The 23475-nt window shown below is 73.5% G+C and carries 20 protein-coding genes; 6 read left to right on the top strand and 14 right to left on the bottom strand.

Annotation, left to right across the window (positions count from 1 at the left end):
• Window positions 1-129 precede the first annotated feature (129 nt).
• Window positions 130-783, bottom strand: a complete 654-nt coding sequence (locus tag Q0967_RS09150; protein ID WP_298752305.1) for a copper resistance protein CopC — start codon at window positions 781-783, stop codon at window positions 130-132.
• A gap of 45 nt (window positions 784-828) precedes the next feature.
• Here Q0967_RS09150 and Q0967_RS09145 point away from each other — a divergent pair, with 45 nt between their 5' ends.
• The 4 genes from Q0967_RS09145 (at window position 829) to Q0967_RS09130 (ending at window position 5262) form a co-directional block, all read left to right on the top strand.
• Complete coding sequence (locus Q0967_RS09145) at window positions 829-1467, top strand: YigZ family protein (protein WP_298752307.1); 639 nt, start codon at window positions 829-831, stop codon at window positions 1465-1467.
• Window positions 1468-1567: 100 nt separating this feature from the next.
• A complete protein-coding gene (locus Q0967_RS09140) occupies window positions 1568-3007 on the top strand; it encodes a GntP family permease (protein WP_298752311.1) in 1440 nt (479 codons plus the stop codon).
• Window positions 3004-3531: a gluconokinase gene (locus Q0967_RS09135; RefSeq protein ID WP_298752313.1), complete on the top strand. Its 528-nt coding sequence runs from the start codon at window positions 3004-3006 to the stop codon at window positions 3529-3531. The genes Q0967_RS09140 and Q0967_RS09135 overlap by 4 nt, the downstream gene beginning before the upstream one ends.
• 24 nt (window positions 3532-3555) lie before the next feature.
• A complete protein-coding gene (locus Q0967_RS09130) occupies window positions 3556-5262 on the top strand; it encodes an alpha-glucosidase (RefSeq protein ID WP_298752314.1) in 1707 nt (568 codons plus the stop codon).
• 19 nt (window positions 5263-5281) lie between these two features.
• Here Q0967_RS09130 and Q0967_RS09125 read toward each other — a convergent pair whose 3' ends face one another.
• The 10 genes from Q0967_RS09125 to Q0967_RS09080 form a co-directional block, all read right to left on the bottom strand.
• On the bottom strand, window positions 5282-6532 hold the full coding sequence (locus Q0967_RS09125) for an amidohydrolase family protein (RefSeq protein WP_298752316.1): 1251 nt from the start codon (window positions 6530-6532) through the stop codon (window positions 5282-5284).
• A 99-nt stretch (window positions 6533-6631) separates the two neighbouring features.
• Window positions 6632-7912, bottom strand: a complete 1281-nt coding sequence (locus tag Q0967_RS09120) for an SPFH domain-containing protein (RefSeq protein WP_298752318.1) — start codon at window positions 7910-7912, stop codon at window positions 6632-6634.
• A gap of 51 nt (window positions 7913-7963) precedes the next feature.
• Window positions 7964-8461, bottom strand: a complete 498-nt coding sequence (locus Q0967_RS09115; protein WP_298752320.1) for an NfeD family protein — start codon at window positions 8459-8461, stop codon at window positions 7964-7966.
• A 302-nt stretch (window positions 8462-8763) separates the two neighbouring features.
• Window positions 8764-9936 carry a homoserine O-acetyltransferase gene (locus Q0967_RS09110; protein ID WP_298752322.1) on the bottom strand — a complete coding sequence of 391 codons (1173 nt, stop codon included), beginning with the start codon at window positions 9934-9936 and terminating at the stop codon, window positions 8764-8766.
• A 1-nt stretch (window position 9937) separates the two neighbouring features.
• Window positions 9938-11272, bottom strand: a complete 1335-nt coding sequence (locus Q0967_RS09105; protein ID WP_298752324.1) for a bifunctional o-acetylhomoserine/o-acetylserine sulfhydrylase — start codon at window positions 11270-11272, stop codon at window positions 9938-9940.
• Between the two features lie 398 nt (window positions 11273-11670).
• On the bottom strand, window positions 11671-12420 hold the full coding sequence (locus Q0967_RS09100; RefSeq protein WP_298752326.1) for a hypothetical protein: 750 nt from the start codon (window positions 12418-12420) through the stop codon (window positions 11671-11673).
• 69 nt (window positions 12421-12489) lie between these two features.
• Window positions 12490-12639, bottom strand: coding sequence for a hypothetical protein (locus Q0967_RS09095; RefSeq protein ID WP_298752329.1), 150 nt, complete (start codon window positions 12637-12639; stop codon window positions 12490-12492).
• 139 nt (window positions 12640-12778) lie between these two features.
• Window positions 12779-14785, bottom strand: coding sequence for a beta-propeller domain-containing protein (locus Q0967_RS09090; RefSeq protein ID WP_298752331.1), 2007 nt, complete (start codon window positions 14783-14785; stop codon window positions 12779-12781).
• 216 nt (window positions 14786-15001) lie between these two features.
• On the bottom strand, window positions 15002-16726 hold the full coding sequence (locus Q0967_RS09085) for a sodium:solute symporter family protein (protein WP_298752333.1): 1725 nt from the start codon (window positions 16724-16726) through the stop codon (window positions 15002-15004).
• Window positions 16723-17004: a DUF4212 domain-containing protein gene (locus Q0967_RS09080; RefSeq protein ID WP_298752334.1), complete on the bottom strand. Its 282-nt coding sequence runs from the start codon at window positions 17002-17004 to the stop codon at window positions 16723-16725. Before Q0967_RS09080 ends, Q0967_RS09085 begins: the two co-directional genes overlap by 4 nt.
• Before the next feature lie 233 nt (window positions 17005-17237).
• Here Q0967_RS09080 and Q0967_RS09075 point away from each other — a divergent pair, with 233 nt between their 5' ends.
• Together Q0967_RS09075 and Q0967_RS09070 are read left to right on the top strand one after the other, a co-directional pair.
• Window positions 17238-17627 carry a hypothetical protein gene (locus Q0967_RS09075; protein WP_298752336.1) on the top strand — a complete coding sequence of 130 codons (390 nt, stop codon included), beginning with the start codon at window positions 17238-17240 and terminating at the stop codon, window positions 17625-17627.
• A gap of 3 nt (window positions 17628-17630) precedes the next feature.
• On the top strand, window positions 17631-18545 hold the full coding sequence (locus tag Q0967_RS09070; protein WP_298752341.1) for a hypothetical protein: 915 nt from the start codon (window positions 17631-17633) through the stop codon (window positions 18543-18545).
• Window positions 18546-18635: 90 nt separating this feature from the next.
• Here the strand turns inward: Q0967_RS09070 and Q0967_RS09065 are convergent, their stop codons facing one another.
• From Q0967_RS09065 to lpdA, 3 genes are all read right to left on the bottom strand, one after another.
• Window positions 18636-19151, bottom strand: coding sequence for a PspC domain-containing protein (locus tag Q0967_RS09065; protein WP_298752343.1), 516 nt, complete (start codon window positions 19149-19151; stop codon window positions 18636-18638).
• A 1329-nt stretch (window positions 19152-20480) separates the two neighbouring features.
• Window positions 20481-22013: a murein biosynthesis integral membrane protein MurJ gene (gene murJ / locus Q0967_RS09060; RefSeq protein ID WP_298752345.1), complete on the bottom strand. Its 1533-nt coding sequence runs from the start codon at window positions 22011-22013 to the stop codon at window positions 20481-20483.
• Window positions 22014-22032: 19 nt separating this feature from the next.
• Window positions 22033-23433, bottom strand: coding sequence for a dihydrolipoyl dehydrogenase (lpdA, locus tag Q0967_RS09055; RefSeq protein ID WP_298752347.1), 1401 nt, complete (start codon window positions 23431-23433; stop codon window positions 22033-22035).
• Between the last annotated feature and the right edge of the window lie 42 nt (window positions 23434-23475).

Genomic DNA, 23475 nt, shown 5'->3' with positions numbered 1-23475 from the left:
CTTGTGTCGAGTCTGCCGGGGCGGCATCGCTGGCTGATCGCTCAGGTGCGGAGCCGGCCCGGGGATGTGTATTCCGTGGGCCCTACGGTACATCAGGACCGGCACGGCGCCCGCATCGGCTCGGGCGGCTCAGCGGCGTCCGCGCGCCCAGGTGGCGGCCATGAGGGCGAGCACGGCCACACCACCCGCGGCGAGGAGCACCCACGCCCACACCGGCAGCCCGGAGGAGGCCTCGGCGGTCGAGGAGTCCGCGGTCGCCGACTCCTCGGAGTCGGTCGCCTGCTCCTGCTCCGGCGTCGTCTCCTCCGCCTCCGGCTCGGTCGAGGACTCCTCGGGCTGCGCCTCCTGGGAGGTCTCCTCGGTGGGTTCCTCGGAGGGGGTGGGGGCCGGGGAGGCCTCCTCGGTGACCTCCTCGCCGCCGGTCACGGTGAACCCGAACTCACCGGAGATGGGGTGCCCGTCCTCGCTGGTCACCCGCCACGCGACGGCGTAGTCACCGTCCGCGAGGTCGTCCACCAGGTCCTGGGTCACCTCGGTCCCCTCGACCTCGGGCTCGCCCTCCAGCGCGGACCCGCCGTCCGGGTCGGTCACGGTGACGGCGGCACCCACCTCGGCGATCTGCCCGCTGAAGGTCATGGTCACCTCGTCCAGCTCTCCGGCCTCGACCGTCGCGCCGTCCTCGGGGTCGCTGCCGGTGAGCTCGTCGTGGGCCTGGGCGGGCAGCGGCAGGGCGACCAGGGCCAGGGCCGCGAGCAGGGCGGTGGAACGGCGCGTCGATGACATGACGTCGAGTCTAGGTGGCGCACCTGGACGACATACCCTGCCCGGGTGGAGCCGACGACCTGCCGCACCCTCGCCGCGCCCGTCGTCGTGCGCACCGAGGAGCGGCGCTCGGTCTTCGAGTGCTGGCTGCGCCGGGTCGACGACGAGGCCGCGGCGCGCGCCGTGGTCGAGGAGGCCCGCTCCACCCTCTGGGACGCCGGGCACCACTGCTCGGCCTTCGTCCTCGGCCCGGACGGCGCCACGGTGCGCAGCAGCGACGACGGCGAGCCGGCAGGCACGGCCGGTATGCCGATGCTGGAGACGCTCACCCATGCGGGGGTGACGGACGTGGTCGCCGTCGTCTCCCGCTGGTTCGGCGGGACCAGGCTCGGCACCGGCGGGCTGGTGCGTGCCTACTCGGGTGCCGTCCGGCTCGCCCTCGACGAGGCTCGGCTGCTCACCCGGACCCGGGTCCGCGAGGTGGACGTGCGGGTGGGGCACGCGATGGCCGGGCGACTGGAGCACGACCTGCGGGCCCGCGGTGTGCACATCGCCGACACCCGCTACGGTCCGCAGGTGACGCTGCGGCTGCAGGTGCCGGTCGACCGGGCCGACGCCGTGCCCGACCTGCTGGCCGAGCTCACCGGTGGAGCGGCCGAGCCGGTGCCCGGCACGGCCGGGGAGGGATGGGTCGACCTGGCCTGACCGGGCCCCGACGCACGCGCGCGGCGTTCCTGCGCGCCCCGCGCCGGGGGCGCGGCTACGGTGGGCCGACGCCACCGATGTCGACCCCGGGGAGATGCCCATGGAACCGATGGATCCTGTCTACGGAGCGGGCACGCTCCTCACCATCGCGGCCGTCGCCGTCGCGGTCCTGCTCTTCCTCATCATCAAGCTGCGGATGCACGCCTTCGTGGCGCTCATCACCGTCAGCTTCCTCACCGGTCTCGCCGCGGGCATCCCGTTCGGGGAGCTGGCCGGGGTCGCGACCAGCTTCTTCGGCAGCACCCTGGGAGCCGTCGCGCTGCTCGTCGGGCTCGGCGCCATGATCGGCCGGCTGCTGGAGGTCACCGGCGGGGCCCAGGTGCTCGCCGACACCCTCATCGGCGGTTTCGGCGAGAAGCGGGCACCCCTCGCGCTGGGCGTCGCGGCCCTGCTCTTCGGCATACCGATCTTCTTCGACGCCGGGCTCGTGGTCTTCCTGCCCATCATCTTCTCGGTGGCGCGGCGCTTCGGCGGCTCGGTGCTGCTCTACGCCCTCCCCGCCGCGGGGGCGTTCGCGGCCATGCACGCGATCGTGCCTCCGCACCCCGGCCCGGTGACCGCCGCCACCGAGCTCGGCGGCTCCATCGGCCTGAGCATGCTCATCGGCATCCCCGTCGCGTTCGTCTCGTGGTACGTCGGCGTCTACCTCTTCACCACGGCCTACGCCGGCAAGATCATGGTCCCCATCAACGACTCGATGCTCCGCGGCACCGTCTCGGGCGAGCCGTCGGACCTCGACGACGGCGACGACGACGCGCGCGCCGAGCGGATCGCCCGCGGCGAGGAGGAGGTCACCCCGCCCTCGTTCGGGCTCGTGCTCGCCCTGCTGCTGCTGCCGTTCGTCCTCATCGCGCTCAACACCGGGATCGCGACGCTGCGCTCGGCCGAGGTGCTGGGCGAGAGCGTCGCCCTCGACGCGCTCGTCTTCATCGGGCAGACGCCGGTGGCGCTGCTCATCACGCTGCTCGTGACGACCTACGTGCTCGGCACCCGGGGGCGTTCGCTCGCGACCGTCGAGACGCTCCTCAACGACGCGCTCGGCCCCATCTGCGCGATCATCCTCATCACCGGCGCCGGCGGGATGTTCGGCGGGGTGCTGCGCTACTCCGGCATCGGCGCGGCCCTCTCGGAGAGCCTGGCCGACCTGGGCCTGCCCCTCATCGTGTCGGCCTTCCTCATCGCCACCCTCCTGCGCGTGGCCCAGGGCTCGGCGACGGTCGCGCTGACCACGACCGCGGGGCTCATCTCCGCCGCCGTCACCGCGGAGGGGCTCTCCGACCTGAAGATCGCCTGCCTGGTGCTCGCGATCGCGGCCGGTGCCACGGTGCTCTCGCACGTCAACGACTCCGGCTTCTGGCTGGTCAGCCGCTTCTTCGGGATGGACGTCAAGACGACGCTGCGGACCTGGACGGTGATGGAGACCACCCTCGGCCTCGCGATCTTCGTCCTGGCCGCCGGGCTGTGGGTGGTCGTGCCATGAGCCCCACGCCCGACCCCGCCGGACGGCCCCTCCACCTCGTCATCATGGGCGTCTCGGGCACCGGGAAGTCGACCATCGGTCTGGCCCTGCACGAGCGGCTGGGGTGGGAGTTCGCCGAGGGCGACGACTTCCACCCGCAGGCCAACGTGGACAAGATGACCAGCGGGCGGCCGCTCATGGACGAGGACCGCTGGCCGTGGCTCAAGGCGCTCGCGGCGTGGACGGCCGAGCGGGACGCCGCCGGCACCCCCACGCTGCTCACCTGCTCGGCCCTGCGCCGGTCCTACCGCGAGGTCCTCACCGAGGGCGGCGCGGGCACGTGGTTCGTCCACCTCTCCGGTGACAAGGGCCTGCTCCTGGACCGCATGAGCGCCCGCGACCACTTCATGCCGCCGTCCCTGCTGGAGTCCCAGCTGGACACCCTGGAGCCGCTCGAGGCCGACGAGCGCGGGGCGGTGTTCGACGTCGCCAACCCGCCGGAGCGGATCGCCCGGATGGTCCTGGCCCAGCTCGACGAGGACTGAGACCCCCACCCCTAGAGTGGCGTCATGCCGCTCCCGCTCGACCAGCCCCTGCCGCGCGACTGGTGGGCCTCCGCCGTCGTCTACCAGATCTATCCCCGCAGCTTCGCCGACAGCGACGGTGACGGCATCGGTGACCTGCCGGGCATCCTGGGCCGGCTGGACCACCTCGAGCACCTCGGGGTCGACGTGGTCTGGCTCAGCCCGGTCTACCGCAGCCCGCAGGACGACAACGGCTACGACATCAGCGACTACCAGGACCTCGACCCCACCTTCGGCAAACTCGCCGACCTCGACGAGCTCATCGCCCAGCTGCACGCGCGCGGCATCCGCCTCGTCATGGACCTCGTGGTCAACCACACCAGCGACGAGCACCCCTGGTTCGAGGAGAGCCGTGCCTCCCCGGAGGCGCAGCGGCGGGACTGGTACTGGTGGCGTCCGGCGCGGGCCGGGCATACCGGCGGGGAGCCCGGCGCCGAGCCCACCGACTGGCGTTCCTTCTTCTCCGGCCCCGCCTGGGAGTGGGACGCGGCCAGCGGGGAGTACTACCTGCACCTCTTCAGCCGCAAGCAGCCCGACCTCAACTGGGAGAACCCGGAGGTCCGGGAGGCCGTCTACGCGATGATGCGCTGGTGGCTCGAGCGCGGGGTCGACGGCTTCCGCATGGACGTCATCAACCTCATCTCCAAGCCGCTGGACCTGCCCGACGGGGACGCCTTCGCGCTGGTCGCCGACGGCCCCCGGGTGCACGAGTTCCTGGCCCAGATGCGCGAGCGCGTCTTCGCCGACCACCCCCGGGCCTTCCTCACCGTGGGCGAGATGCCGGGCGTCACCGCGCAGGAGGCACGCCTCTACACCGACGCCGACCGGGGGGAGGTGGACATGGTCTTCCAGTTCGAGCACGTCGACCTGGGGATCGGCCCGGGCGGCAAGTTCGACCGGCTGCCCATCACCATGCCGCTGCTGCGCGCCAGCCTCATGGGCTGGCAGACCGCCCTCGCGGACACCGGCTGGAACTCGCTCTACTGGGACAACCACGACCAGCCGCGGGCGGTCAGCCGCTTCGGCGACGACGACCCGGCGTGGCGCGAGCGCTCCGCCAAGACCCTGGCGACGGTGCTGCACACGCTGCGCGGCACGCCGTTCATCTACCAGGGGGAGGAGCTGGGTATGACGAACCTCCCCTTCGCGTCGCTGGCCGAGCTGCGCGACATCGAGGCGCTCAACCACGTCGCCGAGCAGGAGGCGGCGGGCAGGCCGGTCGAGGACCTGCTGGAGGGCATCCGCGCGGTGGGGCGCGACAACGCCCGCACGCCCGTCCAGTGGACCGACGCGCCCGGCGCGGGCTTCACCCGCGGCCAGCCGTGGATCGGGATCAACCCCAACCACACGGAGATCAACGCAGCCGCCCAGACCGGGGTCCCCGGGTCGGTGCTGGAGCACCACCGCGCGCTCGTCGCCCTGCGCCACGACGAGGAGGTGGTCGCCCGAGGGACGGTGCGACCGCTGGCGATGGACCACCCCGACCTGTGGGCCTTCGAGCGCGGGCTCGACGGCGTCTCGATGCTCACCCTCGCCTCCTTCACCCGGGACCCCCTCGTCGTCCCGCCCGAGCTGCTGCAGGGGTGGGGCGGGGCCGAGGTGGTGCTCGCCACCTCCGCGGAGGCGGCAGCCGGCGTGCTGGACGGGGGGACGCTGCCGGGCTGGGAGTCGGTGGTCCTGCGCCGGCGGTGAGCGCTCGGGCGGGCGAGGGTCAGGTCAGGGTGAGGCCGTCGGCGACGACCCGGCCGCGGTGCAGGACGGTGCGGTCGTCCGGCCGGTCCATCACCGCCGAGGTGGGGGTCTCGCCGGCGACGAGCACCAGGTCGGCCCGGTCGCCCGGGGCCAGGCCGGGTCGGTCGGCGGTGCCCGCCAGCCGAGGCAGGTCGCGGTCCATGATGCTCGCGCCGCCGCGGGTGGCCACGGCCAGCGCGTGCTCGACGAGCTCGTCGGCCCGGAACCCGTGGGTGAAGGCGAGCTGCCAGGTGCGGTCGAGTATGTCGCCGTTGCCGTAGGGCGACCAGTAGTCCCGCTGGCCGTCCTCGCCGAGCCCGACCCGGACGCCGGCCTCGGCGAGCTGGGTCAGCGGCAGCGTCTGCCGACCGCCCGGCGCGACCGTGGCCGTGGCGATGTCCAGTCCGGCCAGGCGCTCGACGAGGCCCTGCGTCTGCGACTCGGTGCCGTCCCACAGGCCGTAGCCGTGCGAGATGAGCACGTCCCCCTGCATCCCCAGGGCCTCGGTGCGCTCGCAGACCAGGTCGGCGGAGAACCGGCCGAGGTCGCCGGGCTCGTGCAGGTGGATGTCCACGGGCACGGCATACCGCTGCGCGAGGTCGAAGACGAGGTCGAGGTGCCGGACCGGGTCACGGTCCAGGCTGCACGGGTCGATGCCGCCCACGACGTCGGCGCCGGCGCGCAGGGCGTCCTCGAGCACCCGGGCCGAGCCCTCCTCGCGCAGCAGCCCGGCCTGCGGGAAGGCGATGACCTGCACCTCGGCCCGGTCGCGGTGGGTCTCGCGAGCGGCGAGGACCGCCTCCAGGCGCTCCAGCCCGCAGTCCACGTCGACCTGCGCGAACGACCTCACCCGGGTGGCTCCGCGGGCGACCATGAGGCCCAGCGTGTGCGCCGCCCGCTCGACGACGCCGACCTCGGCGTCCCGCCAGTGCGCCCGGTCGTTGAGCATCATCGTCCACACCCCGGGGCCACCGGTGTGCGGCCGGAACGGCAGGCCCAGCCGGGTGGAGTCCAGGTGCACGTGGACGTCGCTGAAGGCGGGGAGGAGCAGCCGACCGCGACCGTCGAGCTCCCCGTCGGCCGGGGCCCCGTCGGGACCGTCACCGGGACCGGCGCCGGTCTGCGGTGCGGCCTCGCCGGTCCGCCGCGGGCGGACCTCGGCGACCACCTCGCCCTCGAGCCGGACGTCACTGGCCGGGCCACCCCAGGGGCGCACGTCGCGGATCCACATGGGGGACAGACTACGAGCGGGGCACGACACCAGGTGTCGTGCCCCGCTCGTCCACGTCGGGCCGCCCGGGGCGGCTCAGGCGTGGTCGGTGCTGCGTGCTCAGCCCTCCTCGCGCCTCCGGGGCTGTGCCTCGGGGTCCTCGCTCGTGTCGGACTGGCCCTGACCGACCTGCTGGCCCAGGTCGGGAGCGACCTGCTCCGGCTGCTCCAGGGTGCCGAGCTCGGCCTGCGAGGCGTCGTCCTGCTCCTCGCCCGCGTGCGGCTTGGCGGCCTGACGGGCCTTCTCCGCCGCCTCGGCGATGGCGGCGTCGGCGTCCTGCTTGGACCGCTTGCGGGTGGAGATCTCCGCGTCGCGGGTCGCGCCCTCGGCCTCCTCACGGGCCCGGCGCAGTGCCTCGCGCGGGTCCTCCAGCATCGGTGCGTCCACCCCGAGGTCGATGTCACCGACCTCGGAGCTGATCCCGCTGGAGGGCGCGTCCAGGCCGGCGGAGTCCGGTCCCTTGCCACCGCCGAGCGCGTTGCCGATCCCGGCGAGCGCGGCGGTGAGCTCGGTGGGCACGACCCACATCTGGTTGGAGTCGCCCTTGGCGATCTCGGGCAGCATCTGGAGGTACTGGTAGGCCAGCAGCTTGCTGTCCGGGTTGCCCTTGTGGATGGCGTCGAAGACCTGCAGGATCGCGCGGGCCTCACCCTGGGACTCCAGGATCGCGGACTGGGCCGCGCCCTCGGCGCGCAGGATCTGCGCCTGCTTCTCGCCCTCGGCGGTGAGGATCTGGCTGCCCTTGACGCCCTCGGCGTTGAGGATGGCCGCGCGACGGTCGCGCTCGGCGCGCATCTGCTTCTCCATCGAGTCCTGCACGCTGGCGGGCGGGTCGATGGCCTTGAGCTCCACCCGGTTGACCCGGATGCCCCAGCGCCCGGTCGCCTCGTCCAGCACCCCACGCAGCTGGCCGTTGATCATGTCGCGGCTGGTCAGCGTCTGCTCCAGGTCGAGCGAGCCGATGACGTTGCGCAGCGTGGTGACGGTGAGCTGCTCGATGCCCTGGATGTAGTTGGCGATCTCGTAGGTCGCCGCCTTGGGGTCCGTGGGCTGGAAGTAGATGACGGTGTCGATGGAGACCACCAGGTTGTCGCTGGTGATGACCGGCTGCGGCGGGAAGCTCACGACCTGCTCACGCAGGTCGACCACCGAGCGGGGCCGGTCGATGAAGGGCACGAGGAAGTGCAGGCCGGCGTCCAGGGTGCGGTCGTACTTGCCGAGCCGCTCCACGATGACGCTCGTCGCCTGCGGCACGATCCGGATCGCCCTGGCCACGGCCACGACGACGAAGAGCGCGAGCAGGAGGACGACGGCCCAGACGATGACGTTGATGGGGTCCATCTAGCTTCTCCTTGGTTGACTTCTGCTGAGGTATGCGGTGCCGCGCCGCGGTCAGTCGCGCGGCGGTTCGAGGTCGAACGGCTTGTCCTCCGGGGTGGCGGCCGTGACCACCGCGGTCGCCCCGTCGATGCGGACCACGGTGACGAGGTCACCCGCGGCGAAGGTCTGCCCCTCCAGCTCGGCCCGGGCGGTCCAGTTCTCTCCCCGCAGCTTGACCAGGCCGTCCCGGTCGGAGACCGGCTCGAGCACGGTGGCGGTCTGGCCGATGTTGCCCTCCATGAGGATCTTGCCGCCCTTGCCCTCGAGGCGCAGGTGGCGCAGGGCCACCGGACGCAGCGCGAAGACGAAGAGGCCGGAGGCCACGGCGAAGATGAGCACCTGCCAGATGAGCCCGACCCCGGTGGCCCCGGCCACGACGGCCGCCACCAGGGCGCCGAGCGCCAGCATGAGGAAGAGCAGGTCGAGGGTGGTCATCTCGACGATGCCGAACGCCAGGGCGGCGCCGATCCACCAGAGCCACTGCGGAGAGTCGCGTAGCCAGTCGGGCATGTCGGGCTCCTTTCCCCTGTGACCGTCGATCCTATGACGTGGACGTCAACGACGCGCGGTCGGTTCCCTCGACCTGCGACCGGTCACCTCTCCCGCCCCTCTGCCACCCCCTCTGCCACCCCTCTCCCGCACCGGACGCGTGGTCGTGCCGCACCGGACGCGCGATCGTGCCGCACCGGACGCGTGGTCGTGCCGCACCGGACGCGTGGTCGTGCCGCACCGGACGTGTGGTCGTGCCGCACCGGACGCGCGATCGTGCCGCACCGGACGTGTGGTCGTGCTGCGCCCGGTGCGGCCCGCCCTCACCAGAGGCCGGTGCCGACCAGTCTCGGCAGCTCCGACCGCGTGGCGGTCGCGGTCGGAGCCGCCGGCTCTCCACCTCTCAGCGCCCGCTCGATGATCCCGAAGACCTGCTCGGTCTCCACGAGGAAGGCGTCGTGGCCGTAGGGGCTGTCGATGACCGCCAGCTCCCGGCAGGTAGGGGCGGACGCGACGACCTCGCCCTCGGCCGGGGTGAAGAGCCGGTCGCTGCTCACCACGCCGACGGTGAGCTCCGCGGTGATCCGCTGCAGGGCGGCTGCGACGCCGCCGCGCCCGCGCCCGATGTCGTGGCTGTTCATCGCCTCGGTGAGGACGAGGTAGGCATTGGCGTCGAACCGGCGCACCAACTTCTTGCCGTGGTGCTCCAGATAGGACTGCACGGCATACCGGCCGCCGCGCAGCGCGTCCTCGCCGTCCTGCGCCCCGCAGCCGAAGCGCAGCGCCAGCTCCGCCGCCGAGCGGTAGGTCGTGTGCGCGATCTGGCGGGCGATCTCCAGACCGGCGCGGGGTCCGGGTCCGGGGTAGTAGTCCCCACCGTGGAAGGCCGGGTCGAGGCGGATGGCGTGCAGCTGCGGCACCGACCACGCGATCTGGTCGGCGCTCGCCACGGCGCTGGCGGCGAGGACGACGCAGCGTCGCACCCGGTCCGGGAAGGTGGTCGCCCACTCCAGCGAGCGCATCCCGCCCACGGACCCGCCGACGACGAGCGCGAAGCGGTCGACGCCGAGCCGGTCGGCCAGCAGGGCCTCGGCGTGCACCTGGTCGCGCACGGTGACCCGGGGGAAGGAGCTGCCGTAGGGCCGGCCGTCCGGCGCGGCCGAGGACGGCCCGGTGGTGCCGCCGCAGCCGCCCAGGACGGAGGGCGCGACGACGAACCACTCGTCGGTGTCGATGGGGCAGCCCGGACCGATGAGGCCCGGCCACCAGCCCGGCGTGGGCTGCCCCGGTCCCTGCTCCCCGACGACGTGGCTGTCGCCGGTGAGCGCGTGCAGCACGAGGACGGCGTTGCCGCCGTCGGGGTCGAGGCGGCCCCAGGTCTGGTAGGTGACCCGGACGTCCTCGAGGATCTCCCCGGACTCCAGCGCCAGCGGGCCGACCGGCTGGGTCCGCCGCCGTGAGCGGGGCGGGTGCTCCTCGAGGGGCACGGCGGCCATCTCAGGCCGCCTCCGTGCCGCGGGCCACGGCGGCCGCGGCGGCGAAACCCCGGTCGAGGTCGGCCAGGATGTCCTCGATGCCCTCGATCCCGACCGAGAGCCGCACCAGCCCGGGGGTGACCCCCGCGGCCCGCTGCGCCTCCGGGGTGAGCTGGGAGTGCGTGGTGCTGGCGGGGTGGATGACCAGCGAGCGGACGTCGCCGATGTTGGCGACGTGGCTGTGCAGCTCCAGGGCCGAGACGAAGGCGCGCCCGGCGGCGGCGCCACCCTCGATCTCGAAGGCGAGCACGGCGCCCGCGCCACCGGGCAGGTAGGTCCGCACCCGCTCGTGCGAGGGGTGGCCGGGCAGCCCGGCGTAGGAGACCGCGTCCACCTGGTCGTGCGCGTCGAGCCGCTCCGCCACCCGCTGTGCGTTGGCGACGTGCCGCTCGACCCGCAGCGACAGCGTCTCCAGTCCCTGGGCGATGAGGAAGGCGTTGAACGGGGAGACCGCCGGCCCGAGGTCGCGCAGGAGCTGCACCCGCGCCTTGATGATGTAGGACACGTTGGCGCCGAGCAGGCCTCCCTCGCCGAGCGCCTCGGCATACACCAGACCCTGGTAGGAGGGGTCGGGCTCGGTGAAGCCGGGGAACCGTCCACCCCGGCCGTAGTCGAAGCGGCCCGCGTCGACGATGACGCCGGCGATGGAGGTGCCGTGGCCACCGAGGTACTTCGTCGCCGAGTGCACCACCACGTCGGCACCGTGCTCGATCGGCCGGCAGAGGTAGGGCGTGGCGACCGTGTTGTCCACGATGAGGGGCACCCCCACCTCGTGCGCGACGTCGGCCACCGCGCGCAGGTCCAGCACGTCGCTGCTGGGGTTGGCGATGGTCTCGCCGAAGAACGCCTTGGTCTCCGGGCGGGCGGCGGCGCGCCACGACTCGGGGTCGCTCGGGTCCTCGACGAAGGTCACCTCGATGCCCAGGCGGGGCAGGGTGTGGGCGAAGAGGTTCTGGGTGCCGCCGTAGAGGCTCGGGGAGGAGACCACGTGGTCGCCCGCGCCGGCGAGGTTGAGGATCGACAGGGTGACCGCCGAGGAGCCGGAGGCGACGAGCAGCGCACCGACGCCGCCCTCGAGGTCGGCGACGCGGTTCTCGACCGTCTCGGTGGTGGGGTTGGTGATGCGGGTGTAGATCGGCCCGAGCTCGGCGAGCGCGAACCGGTCGGCCGCCTGGTCGGCGTCGTCGAAGACGTAGGAGGTGGTCTGGTAGATCGGCAGGGCGCGCGCGCCGGTCTGCGAGTCGGGGGTCTGGCCGGCGTGGATCTGTCGGGTGGCGAAGTCGCGGTAGGTGCTCATCGGAGGTCTCGTCTCTCGCTGGGGGGTGGCAGGGTGGTGGTCACTCTGCTGAGCCCGCCTCAGCAGCGGGAGGGACGGGGCCGGGGTCGTCCGCGGCGCGTCAGCTGCGAGGGGTGGGCTCAGCAGCGGCGCATTCGGCGGGAGCGGCTCGTCATGGGTCCTGTTCTACAGGCGGCGGGTCTCGAAGTCAATGCGAGTTCGCGGGCCGCTGACAGCCCGTTTCCGCAGGATCTGCAGCGTGTGTCGCGCAAGGGTTCCATCCTTCGGTATGCCGTCGGCTCAGGTGCAGAGCGAGGTCACCTCGTCGCTCACCGCGGAACCGGGGGTGGTGCAGAAATGGTGCTGCACAGTGGTCGCCAGGACGACCGGTGTGCAGCACCGTTCCTGCACCACCATGCTCAGCCGGGCCGCTCGAGCACCCGTACGTCCGGCATCGGTGACGCTGGGCCCAGCGCGATGAGCTCGTCCACCCTGGCGAGGAAGCTCTGGGGGCGGGTGTGCAAGGTCCACGGGGTCACGCCGAGCACCCTCGCGCCGACGGCCACCAGGACGGAGTCCTTCTCGACGGTCGCGGCCCACCGGTCGCCGCCCCGGTCGTCGATCCCCTGGTGGTACTGCCGCGAGTGCACCTGCAGGGCTGCTCCCATCGTGGGCATCCAGCCGTCCGGGCAGGCGAGGAAGCGGCCGGTCCGCGCGTGCACGAGCCGACAGTTGGTCAGCAGCACGGGAAGGTCCGGCCGCTGGTCCCACAGGCGGCGCAGCACCGCCTCCGGGCGGGACCAGGCGCCACCGGTGAAGGCCTCGAGCCCGGCGCGCACGCGGTGCACCTGGGGCCCCGGGCGTTGCCACAGCTCGCGGTCCAACCCTTGCGGGGTGGCGAGCCCACGCTGCAGGATCGCGATGGCCAACGCCTCCTGCTCCGTCGGCGTCACTCGCTCCAGGCACGCCGCGTCCACCAGCGCCCGCGCAGCGGGTGCCACGGCCAGCGGCCCCTCGCGCCGCGCGGGGTCGGGGAGCCGGGTGGTCCGGACGACCCTGGCCCCGTCGTGCTCGCGCGCCCGGGCCGTCGCCGGCACGAGGAACGTCGCGACCCGTGGCGGCGGCGTGCGGAGCCCGTGCTCGCCGAGGGCCACCAGCCCGGTCAGCACCGCGTCCTCGCCGGCCCACAGCGCCGTGGCCGTGAGGAGGGCGTCGTGGCTGAGCGGCCCACGATGGGGTCACACGACGCGCGGGTAGGGCGTGCGCCATACCGTCGAGCGTCGGTGCCGGATCTGCGCCGGCGTCCACCCCGCACCCCGCAGCTGCCCGACGGTCGCGAGCCCGCGCTGGCCGGCGACGTCGGGGAAGGGTGGGTGCTGCGCTGCCATGCGACCATGCTGCCCCGGTGGGCCAGGCCACCGCAGGCAGCAGGCCCTGCCCTGTGGACAAGGGCGGTGGTGCAGGAACGGTGCTGCACAGCGGTCGCCAGGACGACCGGTGCGCAGCACCGTTGGTGCACCACCCTGCTCAGGCTCGGAGGTCGACGGTGCCCACCGGCTCGAGGGTGGCGAGGTCGGCCACGTGCAGTGTGCTCTCGCCGAGGATCCACAGGTGGTCGCCGATGACGAGGGTGCGGCGCGCGTGGTCCCAGGCCACGGTGGCGTCCCCGCCCAGCTGGAGGCGCGGGCCCTGGGTGAGCGCGGCGGTGTCGACGTCGACGCCGGCGGAGATCACCCCCGTCCACTGCGAGGTCTCGGTCCAGGCCTCGGCGGGGAGGAAGAGCTGCCCGGTCTGCGGCCACCACGTGAAGGCCCGGTGGTCGTGCTCCGCGCCGGACCCGTGGTCGGCCCACGTCTGCTTGGCGACCTGCGTCGGCGCGGAGAGGTCGGAGATGTCGAAGAGCGAGACCTGCAGCCCCGTCGTCCGGCCCTCGTCGGTGGCGTCCTGGCCGACGCCGAGCAGCAGGTCCTCGCCCACCGGGTGGAGGTATGCCGAGTAGCCGGGAATCTTCAGCTCGCCGGTGACCCGGGGCTCGGTCGGGTCGGAGGTGTCGAGCAGGTAGAGCGGGTCGGTCTGCCGGAAGGTCACCACCGCGGCGGTGTCGGGGGACAGGTAGCGCACCGCGTAGATCTGCTCGGTCTCGCCGAGGCCGTCGACGCGCCCCTGCTCGACCAGCCGGTCGCCCGCCTCGGCGAGCACCACGAGCGAGCTGCTGGACGGCGTGCTGCCCGAGCCGTCCGTGGTCGTGGCGACGCGGATCGTCCCCTGGTCCTCGTCCAGGCTGAACTGGTTGAGCAGGCGCCCCGGCACGCTGCCCGAGGCGACGTGCTCGGTCGAGGCCGGGTCGGTGAGGTCGAAGGTGTGCAGGGCGGTGGTGGTGGCGCCTCCGGCGCCCCGGGGGAGGGCGGTGTCCGGCCCGTCGGGGGCGCCGTCGGCGACGGACCACGCCTCCCACGCGCTGGTGGCGACGACCAGGCGGTCGGTCGAGGCATACACCGTGGAGCCGGAGGCGACCAGCCCGCCGGCGGAGGTGAGCTCGAGCTCGTCGCGCGCGAGGTCGAAGGTGAGCACGGACATGGTCGTGAGCCCGGAGAACTCCGGCGGCCGGGCGACGTCCTCGCACGGCACCGCGAGTCGGGTGCCGTCGGAGCGGGTGCCCTGGACGGTCTGGACGTGGGGCAGCCAGTCGTCCAGCGTCGACGCCTCGATGATCTCGCGGTTGACCTGCTCGGCCTCCTCCTCGGCGGCCAGGCTGCCGGTGCGCGGATGGACGAACGCCAGCCCGGGCGGTGCGGTGACCATGACGACCCGGGCGGTGCCGTCCTGCATCCGGGCGGACCGGTAGTCGCCCTCCAGCCGCAGCGTCCCACCGGCGGTCGGGTTCGCCGGGTCGGAGACGTCCACGAGCGTGACGACGGTGCGGGTCGCCTCGAAGGCCGGGAAGGAGGTCAGCCCGTCCGCGGCGTCGGGGGTCGGCGTCGGGACGCCCTGCCGCGGCCACTCCCGCGTGAGCACGAGCACCTGCCCGGACGTGCGGTCCAGCAGCAGCTCGGCGTCGGACCCGAGGTCGCGACCCGGCAGCCGCAGCGCCCCGACCTCGGCCCGGGTGGCGACGTCGACGACGACCAGCCGGCCACCCCGGGCGGTCACGAGGATCTCGCCGTCGGTCTGGACGACGTCGGGCTCCTCCACCCCCTGCTCCTGGTTGTTGGTGCCGGAGAAGTCCCGGCCCGCCACGGCGGTCCCCGCGCCGTCGCCGCCGCCCACCGAGCTGTCGGCGGCGCCGGAGTCCTCCATCGCCATGTCCTCGCCGAACCACCCCGAGCCGGTGCCGAGCCCCCACGGCCCGACCGCCTCCAGCGCGTGCTCGTGGACGTAGTCCAGCAGCTCCTCGCAGGACCCGAAGTCGGTGAGCTCCGCGGCCCCGGCGCGCGGTGGCGCGACGACGTCGGCGGGGGTGCAGGCCCCGAGCGCCAGCGGGACGGCGAGCAGGGAGGCGGCGAGGGCGGTGCGGCGCCCGGACGACGGTGTCATGGCGACTCGATTCCTGGGAGGGGGCTCCAGGAGGCGGAGCCCTGGGCCGGGATGGTGCTTCGGTCAGGCGTATGACGCCACGTCACCCTCGGTGGTTCCGTCCCCGTCGCGCGTCCGGTGCGTCTCTCCCCGCGCGTCCGGTGGGGGGACGCGGGACCGGCCGTACGCCCTGGCGGTCAGGGCGTACGGCCGGTGTGAGATCCCCGGTCGGGGCGGTCAGCGGTCGTCGTCGAGGTGGTGCTCCTCGGCGTACTCGCCGAGATGGCCCTCCGCGTGGGCGGCCACCAGCTCCGAGCGCCCGGGGTAGCGGACGTCCTCGACCACCTGCTGCATCAGCTCGCTGGGCTCCTTGGTGAACTGCGAGACGACGACGATGGTGATGAGGTTGAGGATCATGCCGATCGTCCCGATGCCGGTCGCGGGGATGTCCAGGATGGGCTCGTTGCCGAAGAAGGTCGGCAACGTCCACAGCTGGTACAGCAACGTCACGCCGAGGCCGACCGCCATACCGGTCGCGGCGGCCGCGGCGGTCGCCTTCTTCCAGAAGATCCCGAGGAAGAGGATCGGGAAGAAGGAGGCGGCGGCCAGGCCGAAGGCCAGGGCGACCACCTCGGCCACGAACCCGGGCGGGTTGATCCCGAGGTAGCCGGCCACGAGGATCGCAGCGGCCATGGCGATCCGGCCGACGCGCAGCTGCTGGGCGTCGGTGGCCCGCGGGTTGATCTTCTTCCAGTAGATGTCGTTGGCCACCGAGCTGGAGATGACCAGGAGCAGACCGGAGGCGGTGGACAGCGCCGCCGCCAGACCACCGGCCGCGACGAGACCGACGATGGGTGCCGGGAGACCGGCGATCTCCGGGGCGGCCAGCACGACGATGTCGTTGTTGATCGCCAGCTCGGTGCCCTCGCCGATGGCCCCGGCGACGTCGATGATCCCGTTGCCGTTGAGGTCGGTGACGGTGATGAGCCCGACGTCGCTCCAGGTGTTGAACCACGCCGGGGTGTCACCGATCGCGCTGCCCGGGATCTGGGTCAGCACGTTGTACTTGCTGAACGCGCCGACGGCCGGGGCGATCGTGTAGAGCAGCGAGATGAAGAACAACGCCCACAGCGCCGAGTAGCGCGCGGCCCGGACCGACTTCGCGGTGTAGAACCGGACGATGACGTGCGGCAGCCCCGCGGTCCCGAACATCAGGGCGGCGGTGATGAGGACCATGTTGACCATGGAGGTCTGGGTGAAGGCCTCGGTGTAGGCCGCCAGCCCGAGGTCCTGCTGCAGCCCGTCGAGCTCGCCGAGGATCTGCCCGAAGCCGATCTGCGGGAACGGGTTGCCGGCCAGCTGCAGCGAGATCGCCACCGCGGGGATGATGTAGGCGACGATGAGGACGGAGTACTGCGCGACCTGGGTCCAGGTGATGCCCTTCATGCCACCGAGCACGGCGTAGAGGAAGACGATCGCCATCCCGATGACGACGCCCCACGTGCGGTCGACGCCGAGGAAGCGCTGGAAGACCACGCCCACCCCGGCCATCTGCCCGGCGACGTAGACGAACGACACGACCAGGGCGCAGACGACCGAGACCAGGCGGGCGGTCTCGTTGTAGCGGTCGCCGACGAAGTCCGGCACGGTGTACTTGCCGAACTTGCGCAGGTAGGGGGCGAGCAGGAGGGCCAGCAGCACGTAGCCGCCGGTCCAGCCCATGAGGAAGACCGAGCCGGCGTAGCCGTTCTGGCTGAAGGCGATGAGCCCGGCCATCGAGATGAACGACGCGGCGCTCATCCAGTCGGCGGCGACCGCCGCGCCGTTGGCCGGTGCGGGGATGCCGCCGCCGGCGACGTAGAACCCGGCCGTGTCGGAGACCCGGCTGCGGTAGGCGATCCAGATGTAGAAGCCGAACGTGAGGACGACGAAGACGAGCGTCCAGGCCTGGATGGGGCTCACTGGTGATGCACCTCCTGCTCGTACTCGGTGATGCCGAACTCCGCGTCCAGCTTGTCCATGCGCCACACGTAGAAGGCGATGAGCAGGACGAAGACGATGATCGACCCCTGCTGGGCGAACCAGAACCCGAGCGGTATGCCGAAGATGCTCACGGCGTTGAGCACGTCGACGAAGAGGATGCCGGCGCCGAAGGACACCAACGCCCAGATCACCAGTAGGACCGACATGATGCGGACGTTGCGCCGCCAGTACTCACGTCGTTGGTCGACGTCAAGCATGGAGCCTCCTTGCTCTGCGGGACGGATGTGGCCAGCAGGCCTACCGAACACGAGGCCGTGACGCGGCGGCAAGGAGCGCGCGGCGGTGGTGCGCCGAACGGTGCCGGCGGTGCGGCGAGCGGCGAGGCGTCGGCGACGAGTGGTGCCGCCCGCCCCGTGGCCGGTCTCGGGGCCACCCGCCCGGCCGGCGCGCAGGCCACCCCTGCGGGGCGACGTGGCATACAGTGCCGCTCATGCGCTCCCGACGCGCCCCGGGCCAGGGCCGGTTGCTCCTCGCCGCGGGCATGATGGTCCTCGGCGGCCTCCTGCCCTGGGTCTACACGTATGCCGGTCCGGTGAGCGGCGCCGTCGGTGCCGGGTTGTGGGTGTTCTACGCCGGGCTCCTCGCGCTCGCCGGGGGGATGGTGCCCGCCGTCCGGCTGCGCGGCCTCGTCGTCGCCCAGTCGGTGGTGTGTGCCGTCGTGGCCCTGGGGCTCCCCCTCTGGCAGGTCGTCCACCTGCTGCGCCTGGTGGGTCTCGAGGGGTGGATGCCCGGGCCGGGCCTGGTGCTCAGCGCCTTCGGCGGGGTGCTCTGCCTGCTCGCCGCCCGCCAGCTGTCGCAGGTCCGGCCGGTCCAGGCCTGAGCCGTGGACGCCGAGCAGCTGCTGGAGCTGGAGGACCTGCGGGCCCGCTCCCGACGCCTTCGGCTCTCGCGGGAGCGGCTGCAGCCCCGGCTCGACCGGGACCGGGCGCTGCTCGCCGAGCGCACCCGGCTGCGCGACGCCCACCAGGGCGACGTCGACCGGCTCGACCGGCAGGGCCCGCACCGGTGGATCGCCTCCCTCGACGGGTCGCTCGACGAGCGGCGCCAGCGGGAGCTGGCCGAGGCGCAGGAGGCGGCCGAGCGGGTGGAGGAGATCCGGGCCCGCCTCGCCACCCTCGCCCTGGAGGCCGACCAGCTCGACGGCGACATCGCGGCGCTGGGCGACACGGAGACGCCCTACCAGGAGGCGCTCGCCGACCTCGTGCTCGCGGCGCGGGCCGGGACGCCGCGGCCCGGGGCCCGGGGGAGGACCGGGCCGCCGCCGGAGGAGGAGGTCGTCACCTGGGCCGAGCGGCGCCAGCAGGCCATCACCCGGCGTGCCGACGTCGAGGTGCTGCTCCCGCAGGCCCGGGCGCTGGTCCCCCTGCTGCGCCGGATCAGCGCCCGGATCCCCGTCGTCGCGGCCGGGATGGAGGCCTCGGCGATGATGGTGACCGACGTCCATGGCGCCGCGTTCTGGTCCGACGGGCTGGGCGAGCTGCGCCGCCAGGTCGCCGCGGCGGACGAGGCCGTCCAGCGGCTGCGCGAGGAGGTCGAGAGCTCACAGCTGCCCGACCTGCCGCTGCCCGACCTGGCCGGGTTCCCGGAGCCGTCGCCCGGCCGGATGCGGATGGTCGGCCACGCCGAGGTCACGACCCGGATGGACGAGGCGCGGGGATGGGGCGAGCGGGTCCTGGCGGAGGCCGAGGCCCTGGTGGCGCGGCTGCTGCTGCTGCGCGAGGAGCTGGCCGACGCCTGAGCGCAGCCCGGGCACGCACGAGCGCGCCGGCCGGCCCCGAAGGGCCAGGCCGGCGCGGCCACCGCTGCTGGCGGGGAGTCCCTGCCCCGGTCAGCGGGTGGCGTCCTCGCGCGGCTGGCGCCGGTGCGCGCGGGTCCACGCCCAGTAGCCCAGGGCGGCCAGCGCGGCCACCCCGACGAGCTCGGGCAGGATCGCGGCGAGGAAGGACAGCCCGCCGCCGAGCACCCCCAGCGCGGCGAACGCCCCGAGGGCCAGGACGAGCAGGGACCGGCCCCGCCCGTCGCGCAGGCCGCCCTCGAGGTGGGTGCGCCCGGAGAGGTCGGGCAGGAGCGTCCAGGCGATGAGGTAGATCCCGACGCCGACGCCACCCAGGAGGGCGACGACGACGGCGGCGGCGCGGACGGCGATCGGCGCGACGCCGAGGCGGTCGGCCACGGTGGCGCACACGCCCCCCAGCACCGCGTCGTCCGTACGACGGGCGGGGAGACGGCGCAGCGCGGCGTACACGCCGTCGAGCGCGGAGGAGCGGTGCTCCTGCTGCGGGCGCGGTTGCGGCAGGATGGGTGGGAGGTCGGGGGCGGGGGTGGAGGCGGTGTTCTCGTTCATGGGTCCAGCCTGCCGGGGGCCCGGCGAGGAGGCGACGGGGCAGGCTCCCAGATCCGGGTGGGGGATATCCCCCCTCGGGCGGCGGCGGCGATTCTCCCCCGGATGGGGGCGGCGGGCGCATAGGGTCTGCGCATGTCGTCCGCCGGGAGCCCTGCCGCCTCGGTGCTGATCCTCGCGCACACCCGCGACCGGGGCGCGGTGACCGCGGCGCGGGCTCTGCACCGCGCGGGCTGGCGGGTCGGTGTCGGGTCCTCGCGGCCCGGCGCCGGTCTGGTGGGTGCCTCGCGAGCCGTCACCCGCACGCACGTGGTGCCCCGACCCACGGGCGACCCCGCCGCCTTCGTCGCCGGGGTCCGGCGCGCGACCCGCGAGGGAGGGTATGCCGTCGTCGTCGGCTCCGGCGACGACTGGATGGCGGCGCTGACCCACCATCGCGACCTCCTCGACACCCCGGTGGCCCATCCTGCGGCGTCGGTCGTCGGCGCGGCGACGGACAAGCTGGTCCTCGCCGAGCTGGCCACGCGGGTCGGGCTGGGCACGCCGGCGACCTCGACCCTGCCGCCCGGGGCGACGGCCGACGTCGCCCTGCCGGTCGTGGTGAAGAACCGCTGGCACTGGTCGCCCCAGCAGAGCCGCACCCACCGCATCGAGACGCGGGTGTGCTCGACCCGGGAGCAGCTCGCCGAGCACCTGCGCGCCTTCGAGGGCTCGCGGGACCAGCCGATCCTGCAGGAGCCGGTCGAGGGCCACCTGGCCGCGGTCATCGGCGTCATGCACGAGGGGCACCTGCTCGGGCGGGTGCAGCAGGTCTCCCCCCGGCTGTTCCCCACGCCGTCGGGGGCGTCCGCGCGGGCCCGCACCGTCTCGGTCGACCCCGTCCTCGCGGACCGCTGCGAGGACCTGCTGCGCCGGTTGGGGTGGACCGGGCTGGTCGAGCTCCAGTTCCTCGTGGGTGCCGACGGAGGGCACCGTCTCATCGACCTCAACGGCCGCTTCTTCGGCTCGCTGGCCCTCGGCGAGCGGGCGCGTCCGGGCCTGGTCGACGCCGGCCTGCGGGCCACGACGGGCGGCTCCGTGCCCAGGCTGGGCGAGGGGCGCCCCGGCGTGCGCTACCAGTGGCTGGCCGGTGACCTGCGGCGCGCTCGCCAGGAGCGGCGCGGGGGAGTGGCCCCGGACCTGGCCACCACCCTGTGGTGGGCGACCCGGGCCCGGCACAGCGTCGCGGCCCTCACCGACCCCGGGCCCGTGCTCCACCTCATGGTCGGCAAGGTCGGCGCGGGCGCCGAGCCCGGGGCCCCGGCGGCCCCCGAGGGTCCGAGCGTCACCCGGTCAGCGGCGGCGCACCTGACGCACCACCTGGAGAGCGACGTAGCGCTCCGGGGCACGCAGCAGGGCGAGGGCGAGCTGGTAGGTCACGGCCGCGACGACGAGGGCCAGGCCGGCGCCCGCCCAGGCCTGGTCCAGACCCGCCAGCCGCACGGCGCCCCACGTGGTCAGGGCTGCACCCAGGCCCGCGACCGCGGTGCGGCCTAGCAGCGGCAGCGTGCTCCGCGCGGGGACCAGGCCGTGCCGGCGGGCCGCGAGCCAGCCGGTGAGCCCCGCCGCGACCAGCAGCGACGCCGACGTCGCCACGACGATCCCGGCCACGCCGAGGACCGGGGCCAGCGTCAGGTCCCCGACGACGTTGACGACCATCGCCAGCACGCCCACGGCCACCGGCCCGCGGGTGTCGCCGACGGCGTAGCACGCGCTGACCAGCACCTGCCGACAGGCCAGCGCCAGCAGCCCGGGCAGGAAGCACACGACGGCCACCGCCGTGACCTGCACCGCGCGCTCGTCGAAGGCCCCCCGGCCGAAGGCAAGGGTGACCACCTGCTGCGGGGCGGCCAGCAGGGCCACGGTCACGGGCACGAGGAGGGTCAGCGAGACCGCGAGCCCTCGGTGCACCAGAGCCCGCAGCCGCTCCCGGTCCTGCGCCCCTGCCGCCGCCGCCATCGCGGGGTAGAGCGGGGCGACGAGCGCCGCCACGACGAGCATCTCCGGCAGGTTGACCAGCCGCCAGCCGAGGAAGACGGCCGTCACCGCCCCCTCACCCACCGTGGAGGCCACGGCGCGGTCGACGATGGTGTTGACGTTGAGCATCGCCTGGCCGACGAGCAGCGGGGGCAGCAGCCAGCCGATCTCGCGCACGCCCGGTGACCGCGGGTCCAGACGGGGGCGGACCGGCCAGCGGTGCCGGGCGAGCGGGACCAGCTGCAGCACCAGCCGGGCGAGCGACCCGACCACGAAGCCGACCGCGAGGGCGACGACCCCGATGCGCGGCCCCAGCAGCCCGGCGGCGGCGATCATGACGAGGTTGAAGGGCACGCCCTGCAGGGCGCCCCAGCGGAAGACGCCGTGCGCCTGGGCCAGGGCCACGAGCAGGTCGGTCGCGGCGACGAGCACCGTCGTCACGAGGACGATCCGGGTGAGCAGCACGAGCAGGTCGGCGGCCTCGCCGTCCAGCCCCGGGGCCAGCACCCGGGACACGGGCGCGGCGGCGAGCCCCAGGGCGACGCTCAGGGCACCGATGCCCACCACGGCGAGGGTGAGGACGACGTCGAAGGTCCGGTGCCCCGGGCACTCCTGCTCGCCGTCGGCCTCGCGCGCGAGCACCGGGGTGGAGGCCCGGGTGAGGGACGTGCCGAGCAGCCCCAGGACGATGTTGGCCAGCCCCAGCGCGACGAAGTAGGCGTCCAGCTGCGGCCCGGCACCGTAGACGGCCGCGATGACGGCGTCCCGGACGAAGCCGAGCAGGATCGAGACGCCGGTCAGACCGGCGACGAGCACGGCGGCGCGGCCGATGCTCCAGCGGGCAGCCACCGCGCCGCCTCGTGCGCGTCTAGAGGTTGATCATGTGGCCGGCGATGCCGTGCACGGCCTCCTTGACGGCCTCGCCCAGGGTCGGGTGCGCGAAGACGGTGCGCGACATCTCGTCGGCGGTGAGGTCCCAGGTCTGCGCCAGGTTGAGGATCGGCAGCAGCTCGGTGACGTCCGGGCCGATGAGGTGGGCGCCGAGGATCTCGTTGTACTTCGCGTCGGCGACGACCTTGACGAAGCCGACACCGTCGCCCAGCCCCATGGCCTTGCCGTTGGCGGAGAACGGGAACTGCGCCGTCTTGACGTCGTGGCCGGCGTCCTTGGCCGCCTGCTCGGTGAGGCCCATCGAGGCGATCTGCGGGTGGCAGTAGGTCGCCCGCGGGATGAAGGTGTAGTCCAGCGGCATGGTCTCGGCGCCCGCGAGGGTCTCGGCGGCCACGATGCCCTGCGACTCGGCGGTGTGCGCCAGCATGAGCTTGGCGGTCACGTCGCCGATGGCGTAGACGCCGTCGACGTTGGTCCGCATGTAGTCGTCGATGGCGATGGCGCCGCGCTCGGTGAGCTCGACCCCGGTGGTCTCCAGCCCGAAGCCCTCGACCCGGGGGGCGAAGCCGATGGCGGAGAGCAGCTTGTCGGCCTCCAGCGTCTGCGAGTCGCCGCCGTCGGCCGGGGTCACGGTGACCTTGACGCCGTCACCGGTGTCCTCGACGTTCTCGACCTTGGTGCTGGTCATGAGCTTGACGCCGAGCTTCTTGTACTCCTTGGCCAGCGCCTTGGAGATCTCCGGCTCCTCGAGGGGGACGATCCGGTCGAGGAACTCGACGATGGTGACGTCGACCCCGAAGTTGGCCATGACGTAGGCGAACTCGACGCCGATGGCCCCGGAGCCGGCGATGACGATCGAGCCCGGCAGCTCCTCGTCGAGGATCTGCTCCTCGTAGGTGACGACGTTCTTGCTCACCTCCACCCCGGGCAGCATCTTGGTGACCGACCCGGTGGCCAGGATGAGGTGGTCGAAGGTGAGCTGGCTGGTGCCCCCGTCGTCGTCCTTCACGTCCATCGAGGTGGCCGAGGTGAGTGTCCCCCAGCCGTCCACCTCGGTGATCTTGTTCTTCTTCATGAGGTAGTGCACGCCCTTGACGATGCCGCTGCTCACCGAGCGGGAGCGCTGGAACGTCGGGCCGTAGGACATGGTGGCATCACCCTCGATGCCGTACTTCTTCTTGTCGTGCTGCAGCAGGTGCGCGATCTCGGCGTTGCGGATGAGCGCCTTGCTCGGGATGCACCCGACGTTGAGGCAGACACCGCCCCAGTACTTCTTCTCGACGACGGCCACCTTCTTGCCCAGCTGGGACGCGCGGATCGCCGCGACATACCCGCCGGGACCGGCGCCCAGGACAACAACGTCATAGTGATCGGCCATAAGGCCACACTATGCCGTCCCCCGGGGTCGTGTGCTCCCGGG

It is taken from the genome of uncultured Serinicoccus sp., assembly GCF_947500995.1.
GTDB lineage: Bacteria > Actinomycetota > Actinomycetes > Actinomycetales > Dermatophilaceae > Ornithinicoccus.
The sequence above is the reverse complement of the archived record's forward strand: the minus strand, read 5'-3'. Positions and strand labels throughout refer to the sequence as shown.

Excerpts from the sequence above, each read along its gene's own strand:
- Q0967_RS09075 (WP_298752336.1), top strand. The coding sequence starts at position 17,238 with ATGCGCTCCCGACGCGCCCCGGGCCAGGGCCGGTTGCTCCTCGCCGCG.
- Q0967_RS09080 (WP_298752334.1), bottom strand. The coding sequence starts at position 17,004 with ATGCTTGACGTCGACCAACGACGTGAGTACTGGCGGCGCAACGTCCGC.
- Q0967_RS09090 (WP_298752331.1), bottom strand. The coding sequence starts at position 14,785 with ATGACACCGTCGTCCGGGCGCCGCACCGCCCTCGCCGCCTCCCTGCTC.
- Q0967_RS09065 (WP_298752343.1), bottom strand. The coding sequence starts at position 19,151 with ATGAACGAGAACACCGCCTCCACCCCCGCCCCCGACCTCCCACCCATC.
- Q0967_RS09095 (WP_298752329.1), bottom strand. The coding sequence starts at position 12,639 with ATGGCAGCGCAGCACCCACCCTTCCCCGACGTCGCCGGCCAGCGCGGG.
- Q0967_RS09105 (WP_298752324.1), bottom strand. The coding sequence starts at position 11,272 with ATGAGCACCTACCGCGACTTCGCCACCCGACAGATCCACGCCGGCCAG.
- Q0967_RS09150 (WP_298752305.1), bottom strand. The coding sequence starts at position 783 with ATGTCATCGACGCGCCGTTCCACCGCCCTGCTCGCGGCCCTGGCCCTG.
- Q0967_RS09140 (WP_298752311.1), top strand. The coding sequence starts at position 1,568 with ATGGAACCGATGGATCCTGTCTACGGAGCGGGCACGCTCCTCACCATC.
- Q0967_RS09125 (WP_298752316.1), bottom strand. The coding sequence starts at position 6,532 with ATGTGGATCCGCGACGTGCGCCCCTGGGGTGGCCCGGCCAGTGACGTC.
- Q0967_RS09135 (WP_298752313.1), top strand. The coding sequence starts at position 3,004 with ATGAGCCCCACGCCCGACCCCGCCGGACGGCCCCTCCACCTCGTCATC.
- Q0967_RS09115 (WP_298752320.1), bottom strand. The coding sequence starts at position 8,461 with ATGCCCGACTGGCTACGCGACTCTCCGCAGTGGCTCTGGTGGATCGGC.
- Q0967_RS09110 (WP_298752322.1), bottom strand. The coding sequence starts at position 9,936 with ATGGCCGCCGTGCCCCTCGAGGAGCACCCGCCCCGCTCACGGCGGCGG.
- lpdA (WP_298752347.1), bottom strand. The coding sequence starts at position 23,433 with ATGGCCGATCACTATGACGTTGTTGTCCTGGGCGCCGGTCCCGGCGGG.
- Q0967_RS09130 (WP_298752314.1), top strand. The coding sequence starts at position 3,556 with ATGCCGCTCCCGCTCGACCAGCCCCTGCCGCGCGACTGGTGGGCCTCC.
- Q0967_RS09120 (WP_298752318.1), bottom strand. The coding sequence starts at position 7,912 with ATGGACCCCATCAACGTCATCGTCTGGGCCGTCGTCCTCCTGCTCGCG.